This window comes from Vibrio sp. J383 (genome assembly GCF_023503985.1).
Classification (GTDB): domain Bacteria; phylum Pseudomonadota; class Gammaproteobacteria; order Enterobacterales; family Vibrionaceae; genus Vibrio; species Vibrio splendidus.
This window is the reverse complement of record NZ_CP097293.1, coordinates 3,367,815-3,387,019: the sequence shown is the minus strand read 5'-3', so window position 1 is coordinate 3,387,019 and position 19,205 is coordinate 3,367,815. Positions and strand designations below refer to the sequence as shown.

The 19,205-nt window shown below is 45.1% G+C and carries 16 protein-coding genes; 15 read left to right on the top strand and 1 reads right to left on the bottom strand.

Annotated elements, in window-relative coordinates:
- Window positions 1–56: 56 nt before the first annotated feature.
- The 11 genes from rpoE to acpS all read left to right on the top strand — a co-directional run bounded on the left by rpoE (window position 57) and on the right by acpS (window position 9,359).
- On the top strand, window positions 57–635 hold the full coding sequence (gene rpoE, locus M4S28_RS15105) for an RNA polymerase sigma factor RpoE (RefSeq protein WP_004735377.1): 579 nt from the start codon (window positions 57–59) through the stop codon (window positions 633–635).
- A 26-nt stretch (window positions 636–661) separates the two neighbouring features.
- The gene (locus tag M4S28_RS15100) at window positions 662–1,285 is read left to right on the top strand and encodes a sigma-E factor negative regulatory protein (RefSeq protein WP_249632045.1); all 624 of its coding nucleotides are present in this window, start codon (window positions 662–664) and stop codon (window positions 1,283–1,285) included.
- Window positions 1,282–2,244, top strand: a complete 963-nt coding sequence (gene rseB, locus M4S28_RS15095; protein WP_114634014.1) for a sigma-E factor regulatory protein RseB — start codon at window positions 1,282–1,284, stop codon at window positions 2,242–2,244. Before M4S28_RS15100 ends, rseB begins: the two co-directional genes overlap by 4 nt.
- The gene (locus M4S28_RS15090; protein ID WP_171330414.1) at window positions 2,241–2,711 is read left to right on the top strand and encodes a SoxR reducing system RseC family protein; all 471 of its coding nucleotides are present in this window, start codon (window positions 2,241–2,243) and stop codon (window positions 2,709–2,711) included. Before rseB ends, M4S28_RS15090 begins: the two co-directional genes overlap by 4 nt.
- A gap of 137 nt (window positions 2,712–2,848) precedes the next feature.
- Window positions 2,849–4,642 carry a translation elongation factor 4 gene (lepA, locus tag M4S28_RS15085; RefSeq protein WP_017084320.1) on the top strand — a complete coding sequence of 598 codons (1,794 nt, stop codon included), beginning with the start codon at window positions 2,849–2,851 and terminating at the stop codon, window positions 4,640–4,642.
- A 97-nt stretch (window positions 4,643–4,739) separates the two neighbouring features.
- On the top strand, window positions 4,740–5,636 hold the full coding sequence (gene lepB / locus M4S28_RS15080) for a signal peptidase I (RefSeq protein ID WP_004735382.1): 897 nt from the start codon (window positions 4,740–4,742) through the stop codon (window positions 5,634–5,636).
- Window positions 5,637–5,662: 26 nt separating this feature from the next.
- Window positions 5,663–6,340 carry a ribonuclease III gene (rnc, locus tag M4S28_RS15075; RefSeq protein WP_004735383.1) on the top strand — a complete coding sequence of 226 codons (678 nt, stop codon included), beginning with the start codon at window positions 5,663–5,665 and terminating at the stop codon, window positions 6,338–6,340.
- Window positions 6,333–7,304 (top strand): GTPase Era, encoded by a 972-nt coding sequence (gene era, locus M4S28_RS15070; protein ID WP_004735384.1) that lies wholly within the window; start codon window positions 6,333–6,335, stop codon window positions 7,302–7,304. Before rnc ends, era begins: the two co-directional genes overlap by 8 nt.
- Window positions 7,305–7,420: 116 nt before the next feature.
- A complete protein-coding gene (gene recO / locus M4S28_RS15065) occupies window positions 7,421–8,149 on the top strand; it encodes a DNA repair protein RecO (RefSeq protein ID WP_012604785.1) in 729 nt (242 codons plus the stop codon).
- A complete protein-coding gene (gene pdxJ, locus M4S28_RS15060; RefSeq protein ID WP_249632044.1) occupies window positions 8,146–8,883 on the top strand; it encodes a pyridoxine 5'-phosphate synthase in 738 nt (245 codons plus the stop codon). Before recO ends, pdxJ begins: the two co-directional genes overlap by 4 nt.
- A 95-nt stretch (window positions 8,884–8,978) precedes the next feature.
- Window positions 8,979–9,359 (top strand): holo-ACP synthase, encoded by a 381-nt coding sequence (acpS, locus tag M4S28_RS15055; RefSeq protein WP_017077798.1) that lies wholly within the window; start codon window positions 8,979–8,981, stop codon window positions 9,357–9,359.
- A 288-nt stretch (window positions 9,360–9,647) separates the two neighbouring features.
- Here the strand turns inward: acpS and barA are convergent, their stop codons facing one another.
- Complete coding sequence (barA, locus tag M4S28_RS15050; RefSeq protein WP_004735388.1) at window positions 9,648–12,461, bottom strand: two-component sensor histidine kinase BarA; 2,814 nt, start codon at window positions 12,459–12,461, stop codon at window positions 9,648–9,650.
- Between the two features lie 165 nt (window positions 12,462–12,626).
- On the opposite strand from barA, the gene rlmD reads away from it, so the two are divergent.
- The 4 genes from rlmD to pyrG all read left to right on the top strand — a co-directional run bounded on the left by rlmD (window position 12,627) and on the right by pyrG (window position 19,144).
- Window positions 12,627–13,946 carry a 23S rRNA (uracil(1939)-C(5))-methyltransferase RlmD gene (gene rlmD / locus M4S28_RS15045; RefSeq protein WP_249632043.1) on the top strand — a complete coding sequence of 440 codons (1,320 nt, stop codon included), beginning with the start codon at window positions 12,627–12,629 and terminating at the stop codon, window positions 13,944–13,946.
- 136 nt (window positions 13,947–14,082) lie between these two features.
- Window positions 14,083–16,308: a GTP diphosphokinase gene (gene relA, locus M4S28_RS15040; RefSeq protein ID WP_004735390.1), complete on the top strand. Its 2,226-nt coding sequence runs from the start codon at window positions 14,083–14,085 to the stop codon at window positions 16,306–16,308.
- Between the two features lie 247 nt (window positions 16,309–16,555).
- On the top strand, window positions 16,556–17,371 hold the full coding sequence (mazG, locus tag M4S28_RS15035) for a nucleoside triphosphate pyrophosphohydrolase (RefSeq protein ID WP_249632042.1): 816 nt from the start codon (window positions 16,556–16,558) through the stop codon (window positions 17,369–17,371).
- 132 nt (window positions 17,372–17,503) lie between these two features.
- Complete coding sequence (pyrG, locus tag M4S28_RS15030) at window positions 17,504–19,144, top strand: CTP synthase (protein ID WP_017095250.1); 1,641 nt, start codon at window positions 17,504–17,506, stop codon at window positions 19,142–19,144.
- Window positions 19,145–19,205 lie beyond the last annotated feature (61 nt).

Genomic DNA, 19,205 nt, shown 5'->3' with positions numbered 1-19,205 from the left:
AATTAGTACCCATATCTGTGAAGGTAAGGGTTATAACAATAGGAGTACCCGCTCGAATGAACGAGCAGCTAACCGATCAAGTGTTGATTGAGCGAGTTCAGAGTGGAGATAAGCAGGCTTTTAACTTACTAGTGGTTAAGTACCAAAATAAAGTTTGTAATCTTATCTCTCGATACGTGAATAATTCCGGTGATGTACCTGATGTAGCACAAGAAGCTTTTATTAAAGCTTACCGCGCGATACCTAACTTTCGTGGCGAGAGTGCCTTCTATACATGGTTGTACCGAATTGCCGTGAACACCGCTAAAAATCATATCGTTGCCCAGAGCCGTAGGCCGCCAGCAACAGATGTAGATGCAGAAGATGCAGAATATTACGAAACAGGCAGCGCGTTAAAAGAAATATCGAACCCTGAGAACTTAACGCTGTCAAACGAATTGAAACAAGTTGTTTTTGGAGCGATTGAAGCGCTACCAGAAGACTTAAAAACTGCAATGACGTTGCGTGAGCTCGAAGGTTTGAGCTACGAAGAGATTGCAGAAGTAATGGATTGCCCTGTAGGAACCGTACGTTCGCGTATTTTCCGAGCTCGTGAAGCGGTGGAAAAGAAAATTAAGCCTCTTTTGCAACGCTAGAACTTGTAATAATTATGGTGAAAATAATGGCTGATAAAGAAAAGCTTTCGGCACTCATGGATGGTGAAACGATCGATAAAGCTCTCATTGTAGATCTCGAATCTGATCAAGAAAGCATGGATACCTGGCAGAGTTACCATCTAATTGGTGATATTATGCGTGGGGATGCGCCAGAAACTCCAGAGTGGAACATTGCTAACAGTGTTGCGGCAGCGCTTGATAATGAGCCTGCACATAGTGTAATGCCGAACCTGCATCAAGTGCGTGTTGAACCAACTGTTGCTCCAATTGAAGAGCAGCCTAAACCTCAGCAAGCGAAGCGTCAGCTTCCGGCGTGGTTACAACAGTTTGGACAAGTTGCCGTGGCAGCGTGTGTCTCACTCGTCGTTGTATTAGGTGTTCAACAATATGGTGGCAGCGACCCTGCTGCGCCAGAGCAGTTGCCTGTACTCCAGACGATTCCATTTGCGGGTTCTGCGGAACCAGTAAGTTTAACGCGTGACTCTGTTGAGAAGCCAGCATCTGAAGCTAACTTGCAAGAGCAGCGTAAACGCGTTCATGCAATGCTAGAAGATTATGAGCTGCAGCTAAGATTAAACAGTGATGCATCGCCAATGCAAGATGCACATCTAGAATCGGACATTGAATGAAGAAAATCCTGGTCAGTGCACTGACACTGTTCAGCTTGATGTCTCCAACAGCCTTTGCAGAGGAACCCACTGCAAAGGCGTTGTTACATCAAATGAACGAGGCCAGTCAGCATCTAAATTACGAACTCTCCTACATTTTGATCAAGAAGAGCAGTATTGAACCTCTTGTTTATCGCCATGCGGTTAACGACGACCAACAACTCGCACACCTTGTTTACTTGAGCGGGCCTATCCGTGAAGTTATTCGACGTGGTGATGAAGTCAGTTATATTGAACCGGGCACAGAACCGTTTACCATTCAATCTGGCAGTATGGTTGCACCTGTTATTCCGATGATTAATCGAGATATTGACGCGCTCAACGACTATTACGATTTCGTTAAAGTTGGCCGTGCTCGTGAAGCTGGAAGTACTACGCAAGTATTGCGCGTGGTACCGAAAGATGGCCTTCGTTACTCTTACGTCGTTTGGGTAGATGAAAAAACGAGTCTTCCTTTACGTGCCGACCTGTTGGATCGTGATGGCGAAGTGCTTGAACAGTACCGTACTATCTCCTTTGTGGTGAACGATAAGATTGCTGAGGCAATGGGGGGCTTGAATAGCGCTCAACTGCCGAAAGTCTTATCACTGCCGGAAGGCTTAGTGAGTGAAACTAACTGGCAAGCTTCTTGGATTCCTGAAGGATTTAAGTCAAAAGAGCTTAGTCGTTATCCAATGGCTGCGACCGATAAAATGGTTGAAAGCCAACTTTTCAGTGATGGGTTGTTTAGCTTTTCAGTTTATATCGCCGATAAAGACGAACATTCATTGAAAGGGCAGTTGGTACGCCAAGGACGCAGAACCTTACACAGCTTAGTTATTGGTGACAAAGAGATCTCTGTGGTGGGTGATATTCCGCCAGCAACGGCCAAACGTATTGCGCAATCAGTTACGTTCAATAAACCGGTACCAGCGCAATGATGACGGCGCTGGCAACCGTTAGCTCGGTTGAACAAAGCGGTCAACAATACTTTGTTCAACTGAGCTGCGAACAACAAACCAGTTGCAGCAGTTGCTCATCTCAAAAAAGCTGCGGAACGGGTATTGTCACTAAAGCTGTCGGCAATAAGTCTTTGTTTTGGCAGCTAAAAACCAAAAGCTTAGTTAAAGCCGGACAAATCGTAGAAATTGGCTTTCCAGAAAAAAGCCTACTTCAGTCTGCGGCGATTGTTTACCTCATTCCACTTTTCATGTTGATGATTGGTGCTGGTTTTGGACAACTCTTGTTGCAACCCTTACTCCAAGGGGGCGAGGGCACTGTTATCTTAAGTGCTGCTCTGTTTACTGCTGGTGGCATTGCCTTAGCGAAGCTGTTAGCCAAACCTATGGAAGACAAATCCAAGCAAGAAGTCGTCTTGATTCGAATCCTAGGCGAGCCTCTCGTCTAATTTATGATGCTTCTTGCCCTTAAATTGGGTAGAATCTGCCAACTTGATTGAAATGCCGCCACCAATGCTGACTGTAGATTGGACGTGTCGCGGCTTTCTTATTATCCCTATTCAAAGAGTTTAGTCACACCAAGCCTATGAAGCACATTCGTAATTTTTCGATTATCGCCCACATCGACCACGGTAAGTCGACCCTTTCTGACCGCTTAATCCAAGTTTGTGGAGGGTTAAGTGAACGTGAGATGGCAGCTCAAGTCCTCGATTCTATGGATATAGAACGCGAGCGTGGTATTACAATTAAAGCGCAGAGTGTGACTTTAGATTACAAAGCGAAAGATGGTGAAACTTACCAACTTAACTTTATCGACACTCCAGGACACGTAGATTTCTCTTACGAAGTATCTCGTTCTCTAGCCGCTTGTGAAGGCGCGCTATTGGTTGTGGATGCTGGTCAAGGTGTTGAAGCACAAACTCTAGCAAACTGTTACACCGCGATCGAAATGGAACTGGAAGTAGTGCCAATCTTGAACAAGATTGACTTACCTGCTGCTGAACCTGAGCGTGTTGCTGAAGAAATCGAAGAGATCGTTGGTATCGATGCGATGGAAGCGACGCGTTGCTCTGCAAAAACCGGTATCGGTGTTGATGACGTTCTTGAAAACATCGTAACAGCTATCCCACCACCGGAAGGTGATCCAGACGCGCCACTACAAGCGTTGATCATTGACTCTTGGTTCGATAACTATTTAGGCGTTGTTTCTTTGGTTCGTATCAAGAACGGTAAGCTGAAGAAGAACGACAAGATTAAAGTAATGTCGACAGACCAAGTTTGGGGTGTTGACCGTCTAGGTATCTTCACACCTAAGCAAATCGACACAACAGAGCTAAATACTGGCGAAGTTGGTTGGGTTGTTTGTGGTATTAAAGACATCCTTGGCGCACCTGTTGGTGATACGTTGACGCTTGCAAAAGGCGGTAGCACAGAACGTCTACCTGGTTTCCAAAAAGTGAAGCCTCAGGTATACGCAGGTTTATTCCCTGTATCGTCTGATGACTACGAAAACTTCCGTGACGCACTAGGCAAATTAAGCCTGAACGATGCATCACTGTTCTACGAACCAGAAAGTTCAGCAGCACTTGGCTTTGGTTTCCGTTGTGGCTTCTTAGGAATGCTTCACATGGAGATCATCCAAGAGCGTTTAGAGCGTGAATACGACCTAGACCTAATCACAACGGCACCAACCGTAGTGTACGAAGTTGTAAAAACGGATGGCAGCATTCTTTACGTTGATAGCCCGGCTAAACTGCCTGCGACTAATGATGTAGAAGAGATTCGTGAGCCTATCGCTCGTTGTAATATCCTTGTACCGTCAGACTACTTAGGTAACGTAATTACCTTATGTGTAGAAAAACGTGGTGTTCAAGTGGATATGGTTTATCACGGTAAGCAAGTTGCTGTGACGTACGACTTGCCAATGGCTGAAGTGGTTCTAGATTTCTTCGACCGTTTGAAATCAACATCTCGTGGCTATGCGTCACTGGATTACAACTTCCAACGTTTTGAAATGTCGAACATGGTTCGTGTAGACGTATTGCTTAATGGCGAAACGGTTGATGCACTAGCAATCATTACGCACAAAGACATTGCACAGTCTCGCGGTCGTCTACTGGTTGAGAAGATGAAAGAATTCATCCCTCGTCAAATGTTTGATATCGCGATTCAAGCAGCGATTGGTAACCACATCATTGCTCGTTCTACAGTGAAACAACTGCGTAAGAACGTAATCGCAAAATGTTACGGTGGTGATATCAGTCGTAAGAAGAAACTTCTTAAGAAACAAAAAGAAGGTAAGAAGCGTATGAAGCAGATCGGTAACGTTGAACTGCCTCAAGAAGCATTCTTAGCGATTCTTCATGTTGGTAAAGACTAACTTTATCCAGCATTAAACGAATAATTGAAAGTGGAAGAGTAGCTCGCTATTCTTTCACTTTCGTTATTTTTAAAGAAATGAAATTTAAGGGATATCAATGGCTAATACATTTTCGCTTATTTTAGTGATCGTAACTCTAGTGACCGGCATTGTATGGGCGTTGGAAAAGTTTGTGTGGGCGAAGAAACGCCAACAAAAACTGGCTGACGTTGAAGCACAATCGAATGGCCTAGACGCTGCAACCAGCGCAAAAGTTACGGCTCAGCCTTGGTGGGTTGAGAACAGTGTGTCCATTTTCCCTGTAATTGCATTTGTTTTGGTTTTGCGTTCATTTATTTATGAACCGTTTCAAATCCCATCTGGTTCGATGATGCCAACACTATTGGTTGGTGATTTCATCTTAGTAGAGAAGTACGCATACGGTCTAAAAGACCCGGTATGGCGCACTCAACTGGTCGAAACGGGCAAACCAGAACGTGGTGATTCAATCGTATTCAAATACCCACCTCAGCCGAATATCGACTACATTAAGCGTGTTGTTGGTATGCCGGGTGATACCATTCGCTACAGCAGCAATAAAGAAGTCTGCATTCAAGCGAAGGGTGGCAGTAGCTGTAAACCAGTGAAGTTAAGTCACGTTGAAGAAAGCCAATTTATTCAAGATGGTGTGCCTCTGATTCAGCTGAATGAACAGCTGGGTGATGTGGAACACCAAATCTTAGTTAACCCATTACGTCGTGATCGTGTGCAAGCATATCAACCCCGCAATGGTGTTAACGAGTGGATCGTTCCAGAAGGCCAATACTTTGTGATGGGTGATAACCGTGACAACAGTGCTGATAGCCGTTACTGGGGCTTTGTCCCTGAAGCAAACCTTGTTGGTAAGGCCGTTGCTATTTGGATCAGCTTCGAATTCGAACGCGGTTCAGACAGTGTACTTCCAACATGGATTCCTACTGGTGTGCGTTTTAATCGCATCGGTGGGATTCACTAATCGATCACATAACACATCGAGAGAGCATGAATTCTCCAATTGATAAACTAGAGAGAAAGATTGGCTATCAGTTTAATGATGCCGATCTTATCCATCTGGCGCTGACTCACCGTAGCGCCGCAGGTAAACACAACGAACGTCTTGAGTTTCTGGGCGATTCAATTTTAAGTTTTGTTATCGCTGATGATCTTTACCACCGTTTCCCTAAGGTAAACGAAGGTGATATGAGCCGCATGCGCGCAACATTAGTACGTGGTCATACATTGGCAGAACTAGGTCGTGAATTCGAACTAGGAGATTACTTAAAATTAGGTCCAGGTGAGTTGAAGAGTGGCGGTTTCCGTCGTGATTCTATTCTAGCGGATGCGGTTGAAGCGATCATCGGCGCTGTCTATTTAGATAGTGATACCGAGGTTGTTCGCCGTATTATTTTAAGCTGGTACCAATCTCGCCTAGAGTCTATTCAGCCTGGTGTATCTCAAAAAGATCCGAAAACTCGCTTACAAGAGTTTTTACAAGGTCGAAGAAATCCCCTACCTGTCTACACAGTGACTAATATTAAAGGTGAAGCACACAACCAAGAGTTTACGGTTGAGTGTGAAGTGGCAGGTGTGGATAAACCTGTTATCGGTAAAGGCACTAGCCGCCGCAAGGCAGAACAAGCGGCTGCTGAAACAGCATTAGAGCAACTAAGCAATGTCTGATAACAATCAAGATTTCGATATCGATGCATTCTTTTCATCTGATAGCAAAAAAACGGGCCTACCGGAAAACCAACACTGTGGCTTCATCGCTATCGTGGGTCGACCAAACGTAGGTAAATCGACGCTTCTGAACCATATTTTGGGCCAGAAAATCTCGATCACATCACGTAAACCTCAGACGACACGGCACCGTATCATGGGCGTAGAAACTGAAGGTGATTACCAAGCGATCTACGTTGATACTCCTGGACTTCATATCGAAGAAAAGCGTGCAATCAACCGTTTGATGAACCGTGCGGCGAACAGCTCACTGAGCGATGTGAACCTAGTATTTTTCCTTGTTGACGGTACTCACTGGACTGACGACGATGAAATGGTACTGAATAAGCTGAGAAAAACAGATTTCCCAGTCGTCCTTTGTATTAACAAGGTAGACAACGTTCAAGACCGTACCGACGTGATGCAGCACATGATGGAAGTGTCTAAGAAGATGGACTTCCTTGATGTTGTACCAATCTCGGCGAAGCAAGGTAAGAATATCGATGTACTGCGTAAGCACGTTCGTAACTCTTTACCTAAAGCGACGCATCACTTCCCTGAAGAGTACGTAACGGATCGTTCACAGCGCTTTATGGCCTCTGAAATCATCCGTGAAAAACTGATGCGATTCACAGGCGAAGAGCTACCTTACTCAGTAACGGTTGAAATCGAGCGTTTCGATTACAACCCTGATAACGATGGCTTCCACATCAATGCTTTGATTCTCGTTGAACGTACTGGTCAGAAGAAGATGGTGATTGGTAAAGCGGGCGAGAAGATCAAAACGATTGGTCGTGAAGCTCGTATCGACATGGAAGAACTGTTCGGTCGTAAGGTTTACCTAGAGACTTGGGTTAAAGTTAAGTCTGGTTGGGCTGATGATGAGCGTGCACTTCGCTCGTTAGGCTACATCGACGATCTATAATATATTGAACGTCACTTTCTGATAGTAAGAATTAAGAAGTAAGAAAGTTGAACTGAATATAATTTCAAGAGAGAGTGCGAACTCTCTCTTTTTGTATCTGTAAGAAGGGTAAGTGATTGAGCGAAGGGTTACAGCGATGCTTTGTGTTGCACCGTCGACCATACAGTGAGTCGAGCCTAATTCTGGACGTCTTCAGTGAAGAGTACGGTCGGGTGACGTTGATGTCTAAAGGTGCGCGGAGTAAGCGTTCTAATTTGAAAGGTGCATTGCAACCTTTTACGCCGCTACTGCTTAAGTGGTCTGGCAATGGTTCAATGAAAACGTTACGCCAAGCTGAACCCATCAGCTTGGGGCTTCCTCTTGCCGGTATTAATCTGTATTCCGCTATGTATGTCAATGAGCTAGTTGGCCGTGTGTTGATGGCCGAAGTAGCCATGCCCGCATTTTTTCACGACTATCTTCATGCTTTAACAGAACTCGCTCATAATGAGAACCCTGAGCCAGCGCTACGTCGTTTTGAATTGGCTCTACTTTCTGCTATGGGGTATGGCGTCGACTTTTTGCATTGTGCTGGTACTGGTGAAGCGATCGATCCAAGCATGACTTATCGCTATCGAGAGCAGAAAGGTTTCATCGCTTCTGTACGTCGAGATAACCTGACATTTATGGGCGATGAACTTATCGCAATTAGTGAACGTAGGTTTATCACTAAAGAGCAGTTAAAAGCAGCAAAACGCTTTACACGCATAGCCTTAAAGCCGTATCTTGGCGGCAAACCATTAAAAAGTAGAGAGCTATTTATGCCAACAATAGCCCTCTCTAGAGCACGGAGTATTGGAAAATGAGCTCAATCCTTTTAGGCGTTAATATCGACCATATTGCTACACTACGTAATGCACGTGGTACTAAATACCCAGATCCAGTACACGCAGCTGAAATTGCTGAACGTGCGGGTGCTGACGGCATTACCATTCACCTGCGCGAGGATCGCCGTCATATTGTTGATCGCGATGTACGTATTCTTGCTGAGACAATCCAGACTCGCATGAACTTAGAGATGGCAGTGACGGACGAGATGGTTCAAATTGCACTCGATACTAATCCTGAGTTTGTTTGTCTGGTTCCAGAGAAGCGTGAAGAGCTGACGACGGAAGGCGGCTTGGACGTGGTTGGTCAACTTGAAAAGATCAAAGCAGCGACGGAAAAACTGTCGGCTGCGGGTATCAAAGTATCTCTGTTTATCGATGCAGATCGTGAGCAAATTGATGCAGCAAAAGCGTGTGGCGCACCGTTCATTGAGCTTCATACTGGTCATTACGCTGATGCGAAAACAGAAGAAGATCAGCAAGATGAGCTTAAAAAGATTGCTGCAGGCGCAAGCTACGCAGATGATTTGGGTATCACAGTGAATGCGGGTCATGGTCTGACTTATCACAACGTAGCGTCGATTGCGGCACTTCCTGAGATCTACGAGTTGAACATCGGTCACTCGATCATGGGACGCGCAGTCTTTGATGGTTTGAATAAAGCCGTTGCAGACATGAAAGCCGTGATGGAAACAGCACGCAACAACGCTTAGTTCTTTAACTCGTCATTAGTTTAGTAGTAAGCGTTAAGTGGTTAATCAGTAGAATCGATAAAGTTAATAGATAGAAGTTTGGTAGTAGGGTAAACATGGCTGTTGTTGGATTAGGTACAGATATCGCAGAAATCGAACGTGTTGAAAAGGCGCTGTCACGAAGTGGCGACGCTTTTGCTCAGCGTATTTTGACCGACTCTGAGTTTGAAGTATTTCAGCAACTGAAGCAAAAAGGACGTTATCTTGCAAAACGCTTTGCTGCAAAAGAAGCGGCATCTAAGGCGTTGGGCACGGGTATCGCGCTTGGTGTGACCTTTCACGATTTCGAGATTTCAAACGATGAGCATGGCAAGCCAGTTCTAAGCCTACATAAAAAGGCGCGTGAAATCGCAGAAGCGAGTGGTACAAAGTCGATTCATCTGACTATCTCAGATGAGCGCCATTATGCGGTGGCGACGGTACTACTCGAGTCGTAAATAGATTACCGTTACTTTATACCAATCGTAGTAAATAACTGTTCACCCTAGCTTGTTAAAAAACTCGATAACTTCGTTAGAATTTTTGATTGTAGAATAACTACTTATCGAAAAATCCTGCCTTGTTCTCAAGCTTTTTTCCTACGCTATTTTTGATCACTTACTTACTGTGATTGGTATTATATCTGGTGCTCTAGGTTCTAGACAGAAAAAAGCAGAGCTCATGAGCTCTGCTTTTGTATTGGCTGGTAAACCGTTTAACGAATATTTGTGAGTAAGAAATGTTCGCTAGGTCTTGGCTGGTTTCAAATAATGAATCGCGGTTGCTTGAACCTTATCTAATTCATCCTGAAGTTCAAAAAGTTCAGGTTCAATATCTTCAACGGAAGTGCCGGAACGCAGCTCTTTCTCTATCGTCGCACACACCGACTTCAGTCTTGGTACACCGCTGTATGAGCTGCTGCCATGCATCTTGTGGATGATGTGTGTCAGCGCTTCAACGGGGTAGTCACTGTCTTCTATCGCTTTCTCTGCGGCTTCATAAACCTCAGGAATGAAGTCGACTAGCATTTGCAGCATATCGCGTGCGAGGTCTTCTTTGTTGGCAGCTTGCTTCATAGCTGCTTGCCAATCAATGATGATATTCTTATGCACGTTAGCCTCAGAATCTGAAACTGAGCTATTGTCTACTTCCGCAGAGACTGCTGGGTGGGCTGGGTCTATTTTTTCAATGTGCTCAACCTCAGAGGTAGGGCTCCAATGAATCAGAACCTGCTGTAACACGTGCTCTTCAATCGGTTTGGTTAGGTAGTCATCCATGCCGGCTTCAAGTAGACGGTCCCGTTCGCCAACCATCGCGTGTGCTGTGACGGCAATGACGGGGGTATTCGCATTATTCGCTAGCTCCTTTATATTCTTACAGGCCGTCACACCATCCATTTGTGGCATTTGGATATCCATGAAGATGATATCAAATGGGGTCTCCTTCGCCTTGTCTATGGCCTTCTGTCCGCTGGTGCAACTGATGACCGTCTCTACACGCTCTTTTAGTAGCGCGGTGATCAATTTAAGGTTTGCTGGGTTGTCGTCGACCGCCAATACAGTAAGCGGCAGCTTCTCTTCCGAGTGCGTTTCAATCGCTGGTGCAATCAAAGTGGGTGCTTGATTAGAGATCAGAGTTTGTAGAAGTTTCTTACGAGAGAGAGGCTTGGTGATGCATTGGACATCAACCTCTTTCATCAGTTGCTCACCTAATGCAAGCTCGGTACTTGGCGTACCAATAATTACGTTCTGAGCGATTTTCTTCGCGCCAATCGCCCAACCACTCACGGTATCAAATTGATACTCTTGGTTCGCGGCTAGGTTGAGTAGAACGTAGTCATACGAGGTCGACTCGTCAGGCATCACCGAACGATACGTTACCACCAAGCCTTCTTGGGTTAAGATTTGCTGAGTAATCGACGCCGCTTGCATGTTTGGCTCGATAAGCAGCAGCTGCTTGTCTTGCAGACACTGAGTCTCAATCAGCTCAGTCATCGGCATATCAGTCGTTGATAGTCTCAAAGTAAACCAGAAGGTTGAACCTTGGTGTAGGCGACTGGTTAGGCTGATCTCACCGCCCATTTGGCTGACCAGTTTTTGGGTGATAACCAGACCTAGCCCCGTACCGCCATAACGACGAGAGATGCTTGCGTCGGCTTGGCTGAAGGCTTGGAATAGCTGAGCTTGTTGACGCTCAGAGATACCAATACCTGTATCGCGAACCATGAATTGCAACTCGATGCTGTCTTCGCTTTGTGAACGAAGTTCAACACTGATATCAATGTTGCCACGTTCAGTAAACTTGATTGAGTTACCCACGAGGTTGGTTAGGATCTGCTGAATACGCAGCGGGTCACCAACAACGCCCGGTGGCACTTTCGGGTCTATCTTAAGTGTTAACTCTAGGCCTTTCTCATGGGCGTTGGTCGCTTGAAGGTTCACAACCTCTTCAAGGCTCGCTTGGAACTCGAATGGGATGTTCTCGAGCGCTAATTTACCGGCTTCCAGTTTCGAGAAATCAAGAATGTCGTTGATGATGCTGAGTAGGTTATTTGCTGAACGTTCAATGGTTTGCAAGTAATCTGTTTGACTGGTCGATAGATGGGTTTTAAGCATTTGACGAGTAAAGCCAATCACACCGTTAAGCGGTGTTCTCAATTCGTGAGACATGTTAGCCAAGAACTCAGATTTAACACGTGCCGCTTCTTGAGCGCGTTTTTTCGCAATGTCTAACTCAACGTTTTGAATCTCTAATTGCTCTAGGGTTTCACGCAGATCAGACGTAGCCTGGTCGATACTGTGCTGCATCTCGACGTGATATTCTGATAGCGATACCGCCATCGCGTTGATACCGTTTTTCAGTGAGTCTAGCTCACCGTGCATTTTGCCTTCGATACGCACATCGAGATGACCACGACGAATTCGGTCGACCATGTTTTTCATGTGTGTGATCGGTTGGGTGACGTCATGCATCAAGCGAAAAGCAAATACACCAGAAAGTCCCAGCCCCAAAATCAACACCAAGAAGGCAGAGAACACTTCTTGATACTGCTGCAATCGAAGTGACGACAAGTCTAACTCTATCGCAATATAGCCGATCGCTTGGTTGGCTTGAGACTGCCCGTTGGCTGAGTTGATGTATTGACCTTCAGCGATGATAGGTGTCCGAAGAATCAGCGTATTATCGAGCAGGTTCGATGAGCTTAAATGCGGGATGGGTTTATCTTTCGGATAGGTCAGGCTTTCAAAATCAGGGTGGAAGTTTGAGGTTACAAACAACTCATGACGTTCATCAAACACCGCGATACTGCGCACTAGCTTAGAGTTTTTTCGATGCGCATAGCTAATAAGCTGACGAACAGACTCTCGACTTTCGAGCTTCATGCCTGACTCACTAGCAATTGCCAGCGGTTCAATGATGCTAGTACCAGTATTAACTACTTGGCCCTCAAGGTCTTGATAGCGGTTAAATGAGAAAAATGCACTCAATAGCAACCCAATAATCAAGGTTGGAGCTAGAGTTAAGGTAATTACACGGGCTCTTAAGCCATATCTGGTCATGTTCTTTAATTACATCGAGGTCTGGATATGGGAAAATAACGCACACAATGGCGGTTAAGTGAACGGTAAGCTTAATCAAAGCCGTGACGTTCGACAATGATTCCAAGACATAATAGTGAGTCCTGGATACCAATTACTTATTAAAAGATACATTAGGCACAAGCAATGGCACGTTTTTTCCAACCAAAAAAGAAAACTCAACTCGAGACCAAGCATCAATCGGTTTTGGTTGAACGAATGGATCACAATGGCGCTGGCATCGCTTATCAGAAGAATAAACCTGTTTTCATTGATGGCGCATTGCCCGGTGAGCAGGTGGTTATTCAACTTACTGAGAGCAAAAGTAAGTTTTCGCGAGCAAAACTCATCAAATTACTTAAACCGAGTGAGCTGCGTTTAAAGCCATTCTGTAAGCACTTTAATCAGTGTGGTGGCTGTCACCTTCAACATCTTGGTTACGCTTCTCAGGTTGAGCATAAATCGCAATCTTTGACGCACCTGATGAGTCAATACCAAACGGCTAACACCGAAGTTGTTGAGCCGATTGTGGGTGATGAAACCGGTTATCGACGTCGCGCGCGTATTAGCCTATTTGTTGATAAGAAGACACAGCAGCTTCAGTTCGGTTTCCGTAAGAAACAAAGTAAGCAGATTGAAAACATCACCGATTGTGCCGTGCTGGACCCTCGCCTTAATGTATTGCTGCCAAAACTGAAAAGTTTACTCAATACTTTCAGCAACCTTACGTCTTTAGGACACGTTGAATTGGTGTTGGGCGATACTGGCCCTGTGATGGTGCTGCGTCACCTTAAGCCTTTGGTTGAGAAAGATGAGCAAGCATTGATTGCACTCGCTAAAGCGGAAGGTGCCACGTTGTATACTATGCCTGAAACGGACAAGCTCGTTTGTTTGGTCGGTGATGCGCCAGCTTATAGCGAAACAGGCGTGACTTTACCTTTTGAGCCAAACCACTTTATCCAAGTTAACCAGAAAGTGAACCAGCAAATGGTTGCTCAAGCGATTGAGTGGCTAGAGCCTCAAGCCGATGAGCGAGTGCTCGATCTGTTTTGTGGCTTAGGGAACTTCAGTTTGCCTATTGCACAACAATCTGCGTTTGTAGTGGGTGTTGAAGGTGTCGATGAAATGGTTCAACAGGCCACATCTAACGCAACTTTGAATCAATTGAGTAATACAGAATTCTACCAAGCGAACCTTGAAGAAGAGTTGTCTTCACAGCCTTGGGCAAAAGAAAGATTTGATAAAATCTTACTTGATCCAGCACGTGCTGGAGCGAGTGGGATCGTTGATCAAATTTCAGGGTTAGGTGCGAAGCGTGTGGTTTATGTTTCGTGTAATCCTGCTACTCTAGCTAGAGATTCAGAGAGCTTAGAAAAACAAGGCTATCAATTAGCAAAGCTTGGTATGTTGGACATGTTCCCACACACCAGTCATCTAGAATCGATGGCTCTCTTTATCAAGGCTTAGAGGCCCTTAAACAAGGCTTAAAAATGAATCACAAAGGTGCAGGGAAGCCTGCGCTGATATCAATATGAGTCGAACTAACTTGGAATCAGTTAGTCATATTGAATTGGGTATAAAACATAATAACTAGGAAGGCATGATGGTTGCGGTACGAAGCGCACATTTAAACCCAAGCGAACAGTTTGAGCTAGATAATTGGATTGCGTCATTGAATCAAGACGCAAAAACCTCGAATAAACTGACCAAAGTTTATCGTCACTGTGAAGAGCTATTAAAAGATCACGAGCAAGGCGAGCTTTTGCTTTGGCGTGGGCGCGAGATGATCGAGATCTTGGTCACCTTGTCTATGGATCGCGCAACTTTAGTGGCAGCGCAACTCTTCCCTGTCGTATCAAGCGGTGTTTTTGAGCGTGAAGCGTTTGAAGAAAGTTACGGAAAGGAAACCGTAAAACTGATTGATGGCGTGGAAGAAATGGCGGCTTTGGGCCAGCTAAACGTCACCCTTGAAGGCAGTGCTGCCTCGGGTCAAGTCGATAATGTTCGACGAATGCTGCTTGCGATGGTGGATGACTTCCGCTGCGTCGTCATCAAACTAGCAGAGCGAATTTGCAACCTAATCGAAGTGAAAAAGGCCCCTGATGCTGTGCGCCGTGCGGCAGCAAAAGAGTGTGCCAACATTTATGCTCCTCTAGCAAACCGTTTAGGTATTGGTCAGCTAAAGTGGGAAATTGAAGACTACGCTTTCCGCTACCAACAACCAGATATCTATAAGCAGATTGCTAAACAGTTGTCTGAGCGCCGTATCGTGCGCGAACAATACATCACTGACTTTGTTGACGATTTAACGTCAGAAATGAACCGCTCAAGCATCAATGCTGAAGTCAGCGGTCGACCAAAACACATCTACAGTATTTGGCGTAAAATGCAGAAAAAAGGCTTAGAGTTTGATGAGCTTTTTGACGTGCGTGCGGTGCGTATTATCGCAGACCAACTGCAAGACTGTTATGCCGGTTTAGGTGTGGTTCACACCAAATATAAACACCTCCCAAGTGAATTTGATGACTATGTGGCAAACCCTAAACCCAACGGTTATCAATCGATTCATACCGTAGTTCTTGGCCCTGAAGGCAAGACCATTGAAATTCAGATTCGTACCAAGCAGATGCATGAAGACTCTGAATTAGGCGTTGCAGCGCACTGGAAGTACAAAGAAGGTGCTTCAAGCGGCGTACGCAGTGGCTACGATGAGAAAATCACCTGGCTTCGTAAGCTTATCGACTGGCAAGAAGAGATGTCGGATTCTGGTGAAATGCTGGATGAAGTGCGTAGCCAAGTCTTTGATGACCGTGTTTATGCCTTTACACCTCGTGGTGATGTGGTCGATTTACCAATGGGTGCAACACCGTTGGATTTTGCTTACCACATCCACTCGATGGTTGGACACCGTTGTATCGGTGCCAAAGTAGCCGGTCGAATCGTCCCGTTTACTCATAAACTGGCGATGGGCGATCAAGTTGAGATCATCACTCAAAAAGAACCGAACCCATCACGTGATTGGTTAAACCCGACCACAGGCTTTGTTCATTCGAGTCGAGCTCGTGCAAAAATTAACGCATGGTTCCGTGCTCAGAGTCGTGAGAAAAACCTTGAAGCCGGACGAGATATTCTAGAAGTCGAGCTAGGCAGAGTCGGAGCGACGCTGAAAGATGCCGAGCAATACGCGCTGAAACGATTCAACGTCAATACTCCAGATGAACTGTATGCGGGTATTGGTAGCGGCGATATGCGTATCAACCAAGTCGTTAATCACATCAATGCTTTGGTCAACAAGCCGACAGCGGAAGAAGAAGATAAAAAAGCGCTCGAAAAGTTGCTTGAGTCTGACAATAAGCCCGCTCATCAGAGTCGTCCGAAAAAGGATGCCGTCGTCGTTGAAGGTGTCGATAACCTAATGACGCACTTAGCTCGTTGTTGCCAGCCAATCCCAGGCGATGTGATCAAAGGTTACATAACTCAAGGTCGCGGTATTTCAGTGCACCGTAGCGATTGCGAACAGTTAAGTGAACTTAACCTACATGCACCCGAACGTATCATCGATACTGTGTGGGGCGATGGTTTTGTCGGCTCGTATATCTTAACGCTGCGTGTAGAGGCGTTAGAACGTACCGGCTTGTTGAAAGACATAACGTCACTGTTCTTGAACGAAAAAGTCAGTGTGACGACAATGAAGAGCCGTATTGACTATAAACGTCAGCTGTCGGTGATGGATTTCGATTTGGAAGTGACCAACATTGAGATTCTGAGTCGAGTGACCAGCCGAGTAGAACAGATCAAAGATGTCATGAGTGTAAAACGCCTCGGCTAACTTTCACGTTGCATTAGTCACTTTTACTGCGTTAACTGCGCTTTCTTGTTCCATCACATAGGCGAGCTATGCTCAGGAATCGCGAAAGCTTGTTGCCTTGTTAAAGTAACAACTGCTTAGTGAAAGATGCGTAATTTAGAGAATTAGACAGTATCAACAAAGGTGAGTGGTTTTGGCTGCTCACCTTTTTTAGTTTTAGAAGACGTTATAAATTTAAAAATCAAAGACAGTGAATAGGAAGAAAACGATGAATCACCCGATTGAACAACTTGAACAGATTATGGCTAAGCTGCGCGATCCTGAAGGTGGCTGTCCTTGGGATTTGAAACAAAATTTTGAAACAATTGTGCCTCATACTATCGAAGAGACGTATGAGGTGGTGGACGCGATTCACAACAAAGATTGGCCGAATCTACAAGAAGAGTTGGGCGACCTGCTGTTTCAGGTGGTCTTCTACAGCCAACTGGCGAAAGAGCAGGGCTTGTTTGAGTTCTCTGATGTGGTCGACGGTATCAATGAGAAGCTAACGCGCCGCCATCCGCATGTGTTCTCTGATACTGAGTTTGCCAGTGATGAAGAAATTAATGCGAACTGGGAAGCTGAAAAAGCCAAAGAAAAAGCACAGGCAGGCAAAACTCAAGAAAGTATTCTAGACTCAATACCAAACTCTCTACCTGCACTTTCGCGTGCTACAAAGATTCAAAAGCAAGTCGCGAAATTTGGCTTTGATTGGGACTCTATCGGCCCGGTCGCTGATAAGGTTTTAGAGGAAGTTGATGAGGTGCTAGAAGAAGCACTTCAAGTAACGCCAAACGAAGATTTAGTTGAAGAAGAACTGGGTGACTTGTTGTTTGCTACCGTTAATTTAGTGCGACATTTGGGTAAAAATCCAGAAACGGCTCTCAATAAAGCCAATCTGAAATTTTCACGCCGCTTTAAAGGTGTGGAACAAAAAGTTCGTCAGCAAGATAAAATTTTGACCGACTTTTCTCTACAACAGCTTGATTCCATGTGGGATGAAGTCAAAGTGGCGGAGAAAAGATCATCAAAGCTTTTATCATGAATTGATTTGAAGCAAAAAATAAAAAATTGCAGTGTGATAGATTTCACGTTGTGGCGATAAGGGGCTTCTGGTATATTTTCATCCCGTCCAGAAGTAATCCATTTCCCTCATTCAACCAATTTCAGGTTAAACATGACGACAAATTACATTTTTGTTACTGGCGGGGTTGTATCCTCTCTAGGTAAAGGTATTGCAGCAGCATCTCTTGCGGCTATTTTAGAAGCTCGTGGTCTTAAAGTGACTATGATGAAGCTTGACCCTTACATCAACGTTGATCCAGGCACTATGAGCCCGACTCAGCACGGTGAAGTGTTCGTTACGGAAGATGGCGCTGAAACTGACCTTGACCTTGGTCACTATGAGCGATTCATTCGCACCAAGATGACTAAGCGTAACAACTTCACAGCAGGTCGTGTTTATGCTGACGTTCTACGTAATGAACGTCGTGGTGACTACCTAGGTGCAACAATCCAGGTTATTCCTCACATTACTAACTCTATCAAAGAACGTGTAATCTCTGGCGCTAAAGGCCACGATATCGCGCTTGTTGAAGTTGGTGGTACTGTTGGTGATATCGAATCTCTACCATTCATGGAAGCGATTCGTCAGTTAGCTGTAGAACTAGGTCGTGAACGCGCGATGTTCATGCACTTAACTCTCGTTCCTTATTTAGGTGCAGCGGGTGAGCTTAAAACTAAGCCAACGCAACACTCTGTAAAAGAGCTACTGTCTATTGGTATCCAACCTGACATTCTAGTTTGTCGTTCAGATCGTGTTATCCCAGCAAACGAACGTAAGAAAATTGCTCTTTTCTGTAATGTACAAGAAAAAGCAGTTATCTCTATGAAAGACGTAGATTCAATCTACAAGATCCCACAGTTAATCCGTGCACAGGGTACTGATGATCTTGTATGTAAGCGTTTCGGTATCGATGCTCCAGAAGCTGATCTGTCTGAATGGGAACAAGTAATTTACGAAGAAGCTAACCCAACGGGTGAAGTAACGATTGGTATGGTTGGTAAGTACATTGAACTGCCAGATGCATACAAATCAGTAAATGAAGCGCTGAAGCACGCAGGCTTGAAAAACCGCCTAAGTGTCACAATTAAATATGTAGATTCACAAGATGTTGAGTCTAAAGGCACAGAAATTCTACAAGGCCTAGATGCAATCCTAGTTCCTGGTGGCTTTGGCGATCGTGGTGTTGAAGGTAAGATCCTTGCTGCACAATACGCTCGTGAAAACAAAGTACCTTACTTAGGTATCTGTCTAGGTATGCAAGTTGCTCTTATTGAGTACGCTCGTAACGTTGCGAAGATGGAAGGTGCACACTCTTCTGAATTCTGCAAAGAAACTAAATACCCTGTTGTTGGCCTAATCACTGAGTGGATTGACGGCGAAGGTAAAGTTGAAGAGCGTACTGAAAAATCTGACCTAGGCGGCACAATGCGTCTTGGTTCACAGCTTTGTCACCTTGCTAAAGGGACGAAAGCTTACGAATTATACGGTAGCGCGACGATCCATGAACGTCACCGTCACCGTTACGAAGTGAACAACAATCTTCGTCCACAAATCGAAAAAGCGGGCCTAAAAGTATCGGGTCTATCTGCGGACAAGAAACTGGTTGAAGTTATTGAGAACCCGAACCACCCATGGTTCGTTGCTGCTCAGTTCCACCCAGAGTTCACTTCAACACCTCGCGATGGTCACCCATTGTTTGCAGGTTTCGTTAAAGCGGCTGGTGAATTCCAGCGCGGCGAATTAGAAAAGTAAAAAGGAATCCAGGTAGCTGCGTAAGTTGTGCTGCTACCTTTAAATTTGACATTTATATATT

Coding starts and splice junctions, on each gene's coding strand:
- pyrG (WP_017095250.1), top strand. CDS start 17,504: ATGACGACAAATTACATTTTTGTTACTGGCGGGGTTGTATCCTCTCTA.
- lepA (WP_017084320.1), top strand. CDS start 2,849: ATGAAGCACATTCGTAATTTTTCGATTATCGCCCACATCGACCACGGT.
- M4S28_RS15100 (WP_249632045.1), top strand. CDS start 662: ATGGCTGATAAAGAAAAGCTTTCGGCACTCATGGATGGTGAAACGATC.
- rnc (WP_004735383.1), top strand. CDS start 5,663: ATGAATTCTCCAATTGATAAACTAGAGAGAAAGATTGGCTATCAGTTT.
- rseB (WP_114634014.1), top strand. CDS start 1,282: ATGAAGAAAATCCTGGTCAGTGCACTGACACTGTTCAGCTTGATGTCT.
- rpoE (WP_004735377.1), top strand. CDS start 57: ATGAACGAGCAGCTAACCGATCAAGTGTTGATTGAGCGAGTTCAGAGT.
- pdxJ (WP_249632044.1), top strand. CDS start 8,146: ATGAGCTCAATCCTTTTAGGCGTTAATATCGACCATATTGCTACACTA.
- era (WP_004735384.1), top strand. CDS start 6,333: ATGTCTGATAACAATCAAGATTTCGATATCGATGCATTCTTTTCATCT.
- acpS (WP_017077798.1), top strand. CDS start 8,979: ATGGCTGTTGTTGGATTAGGTACAGATATCGCAGAAATCGAACGTGTT.
- relA (WP_004735390.1), top strand. CDS start 14,083: ATGGTTGCGGTACGAAGCGCACATTTAAACCCAAGCGAACAGTTTGAG.
- rlmD (WP_249632043.1), top strand. CDS start 12,627: ATGGCACGTTTTTTCCAACCAAAAAAGAAAACTCAACTCGAGACCAAG.
- lepB (WP_004735382.1), top strand. CDS start 4,740: ATGGCTAATACATTTTCGCTTATTTTAGTGATCGTAACTCTAGTGACC.
- M4S28_RS15090 (WP_171330414.1), top strand. CDS start 2,241: ATGATGACGGCGCTGGCAACCGTTAGCTCGGTTGAACAAAGCGGTCAA.
- barA (WP_004735388.1), bottom strand. CDS start 12,461: ATGACCAGATATGGCTTAAGAGCCCGTGTAATTACCTTAACTCTAGCT.
- mazG (WP_249632042.1), top strand. CDS start 16,556: ATGAATCACCCGATTGAACAACTTGAACAGATTATGGCTAAGCTGCGC.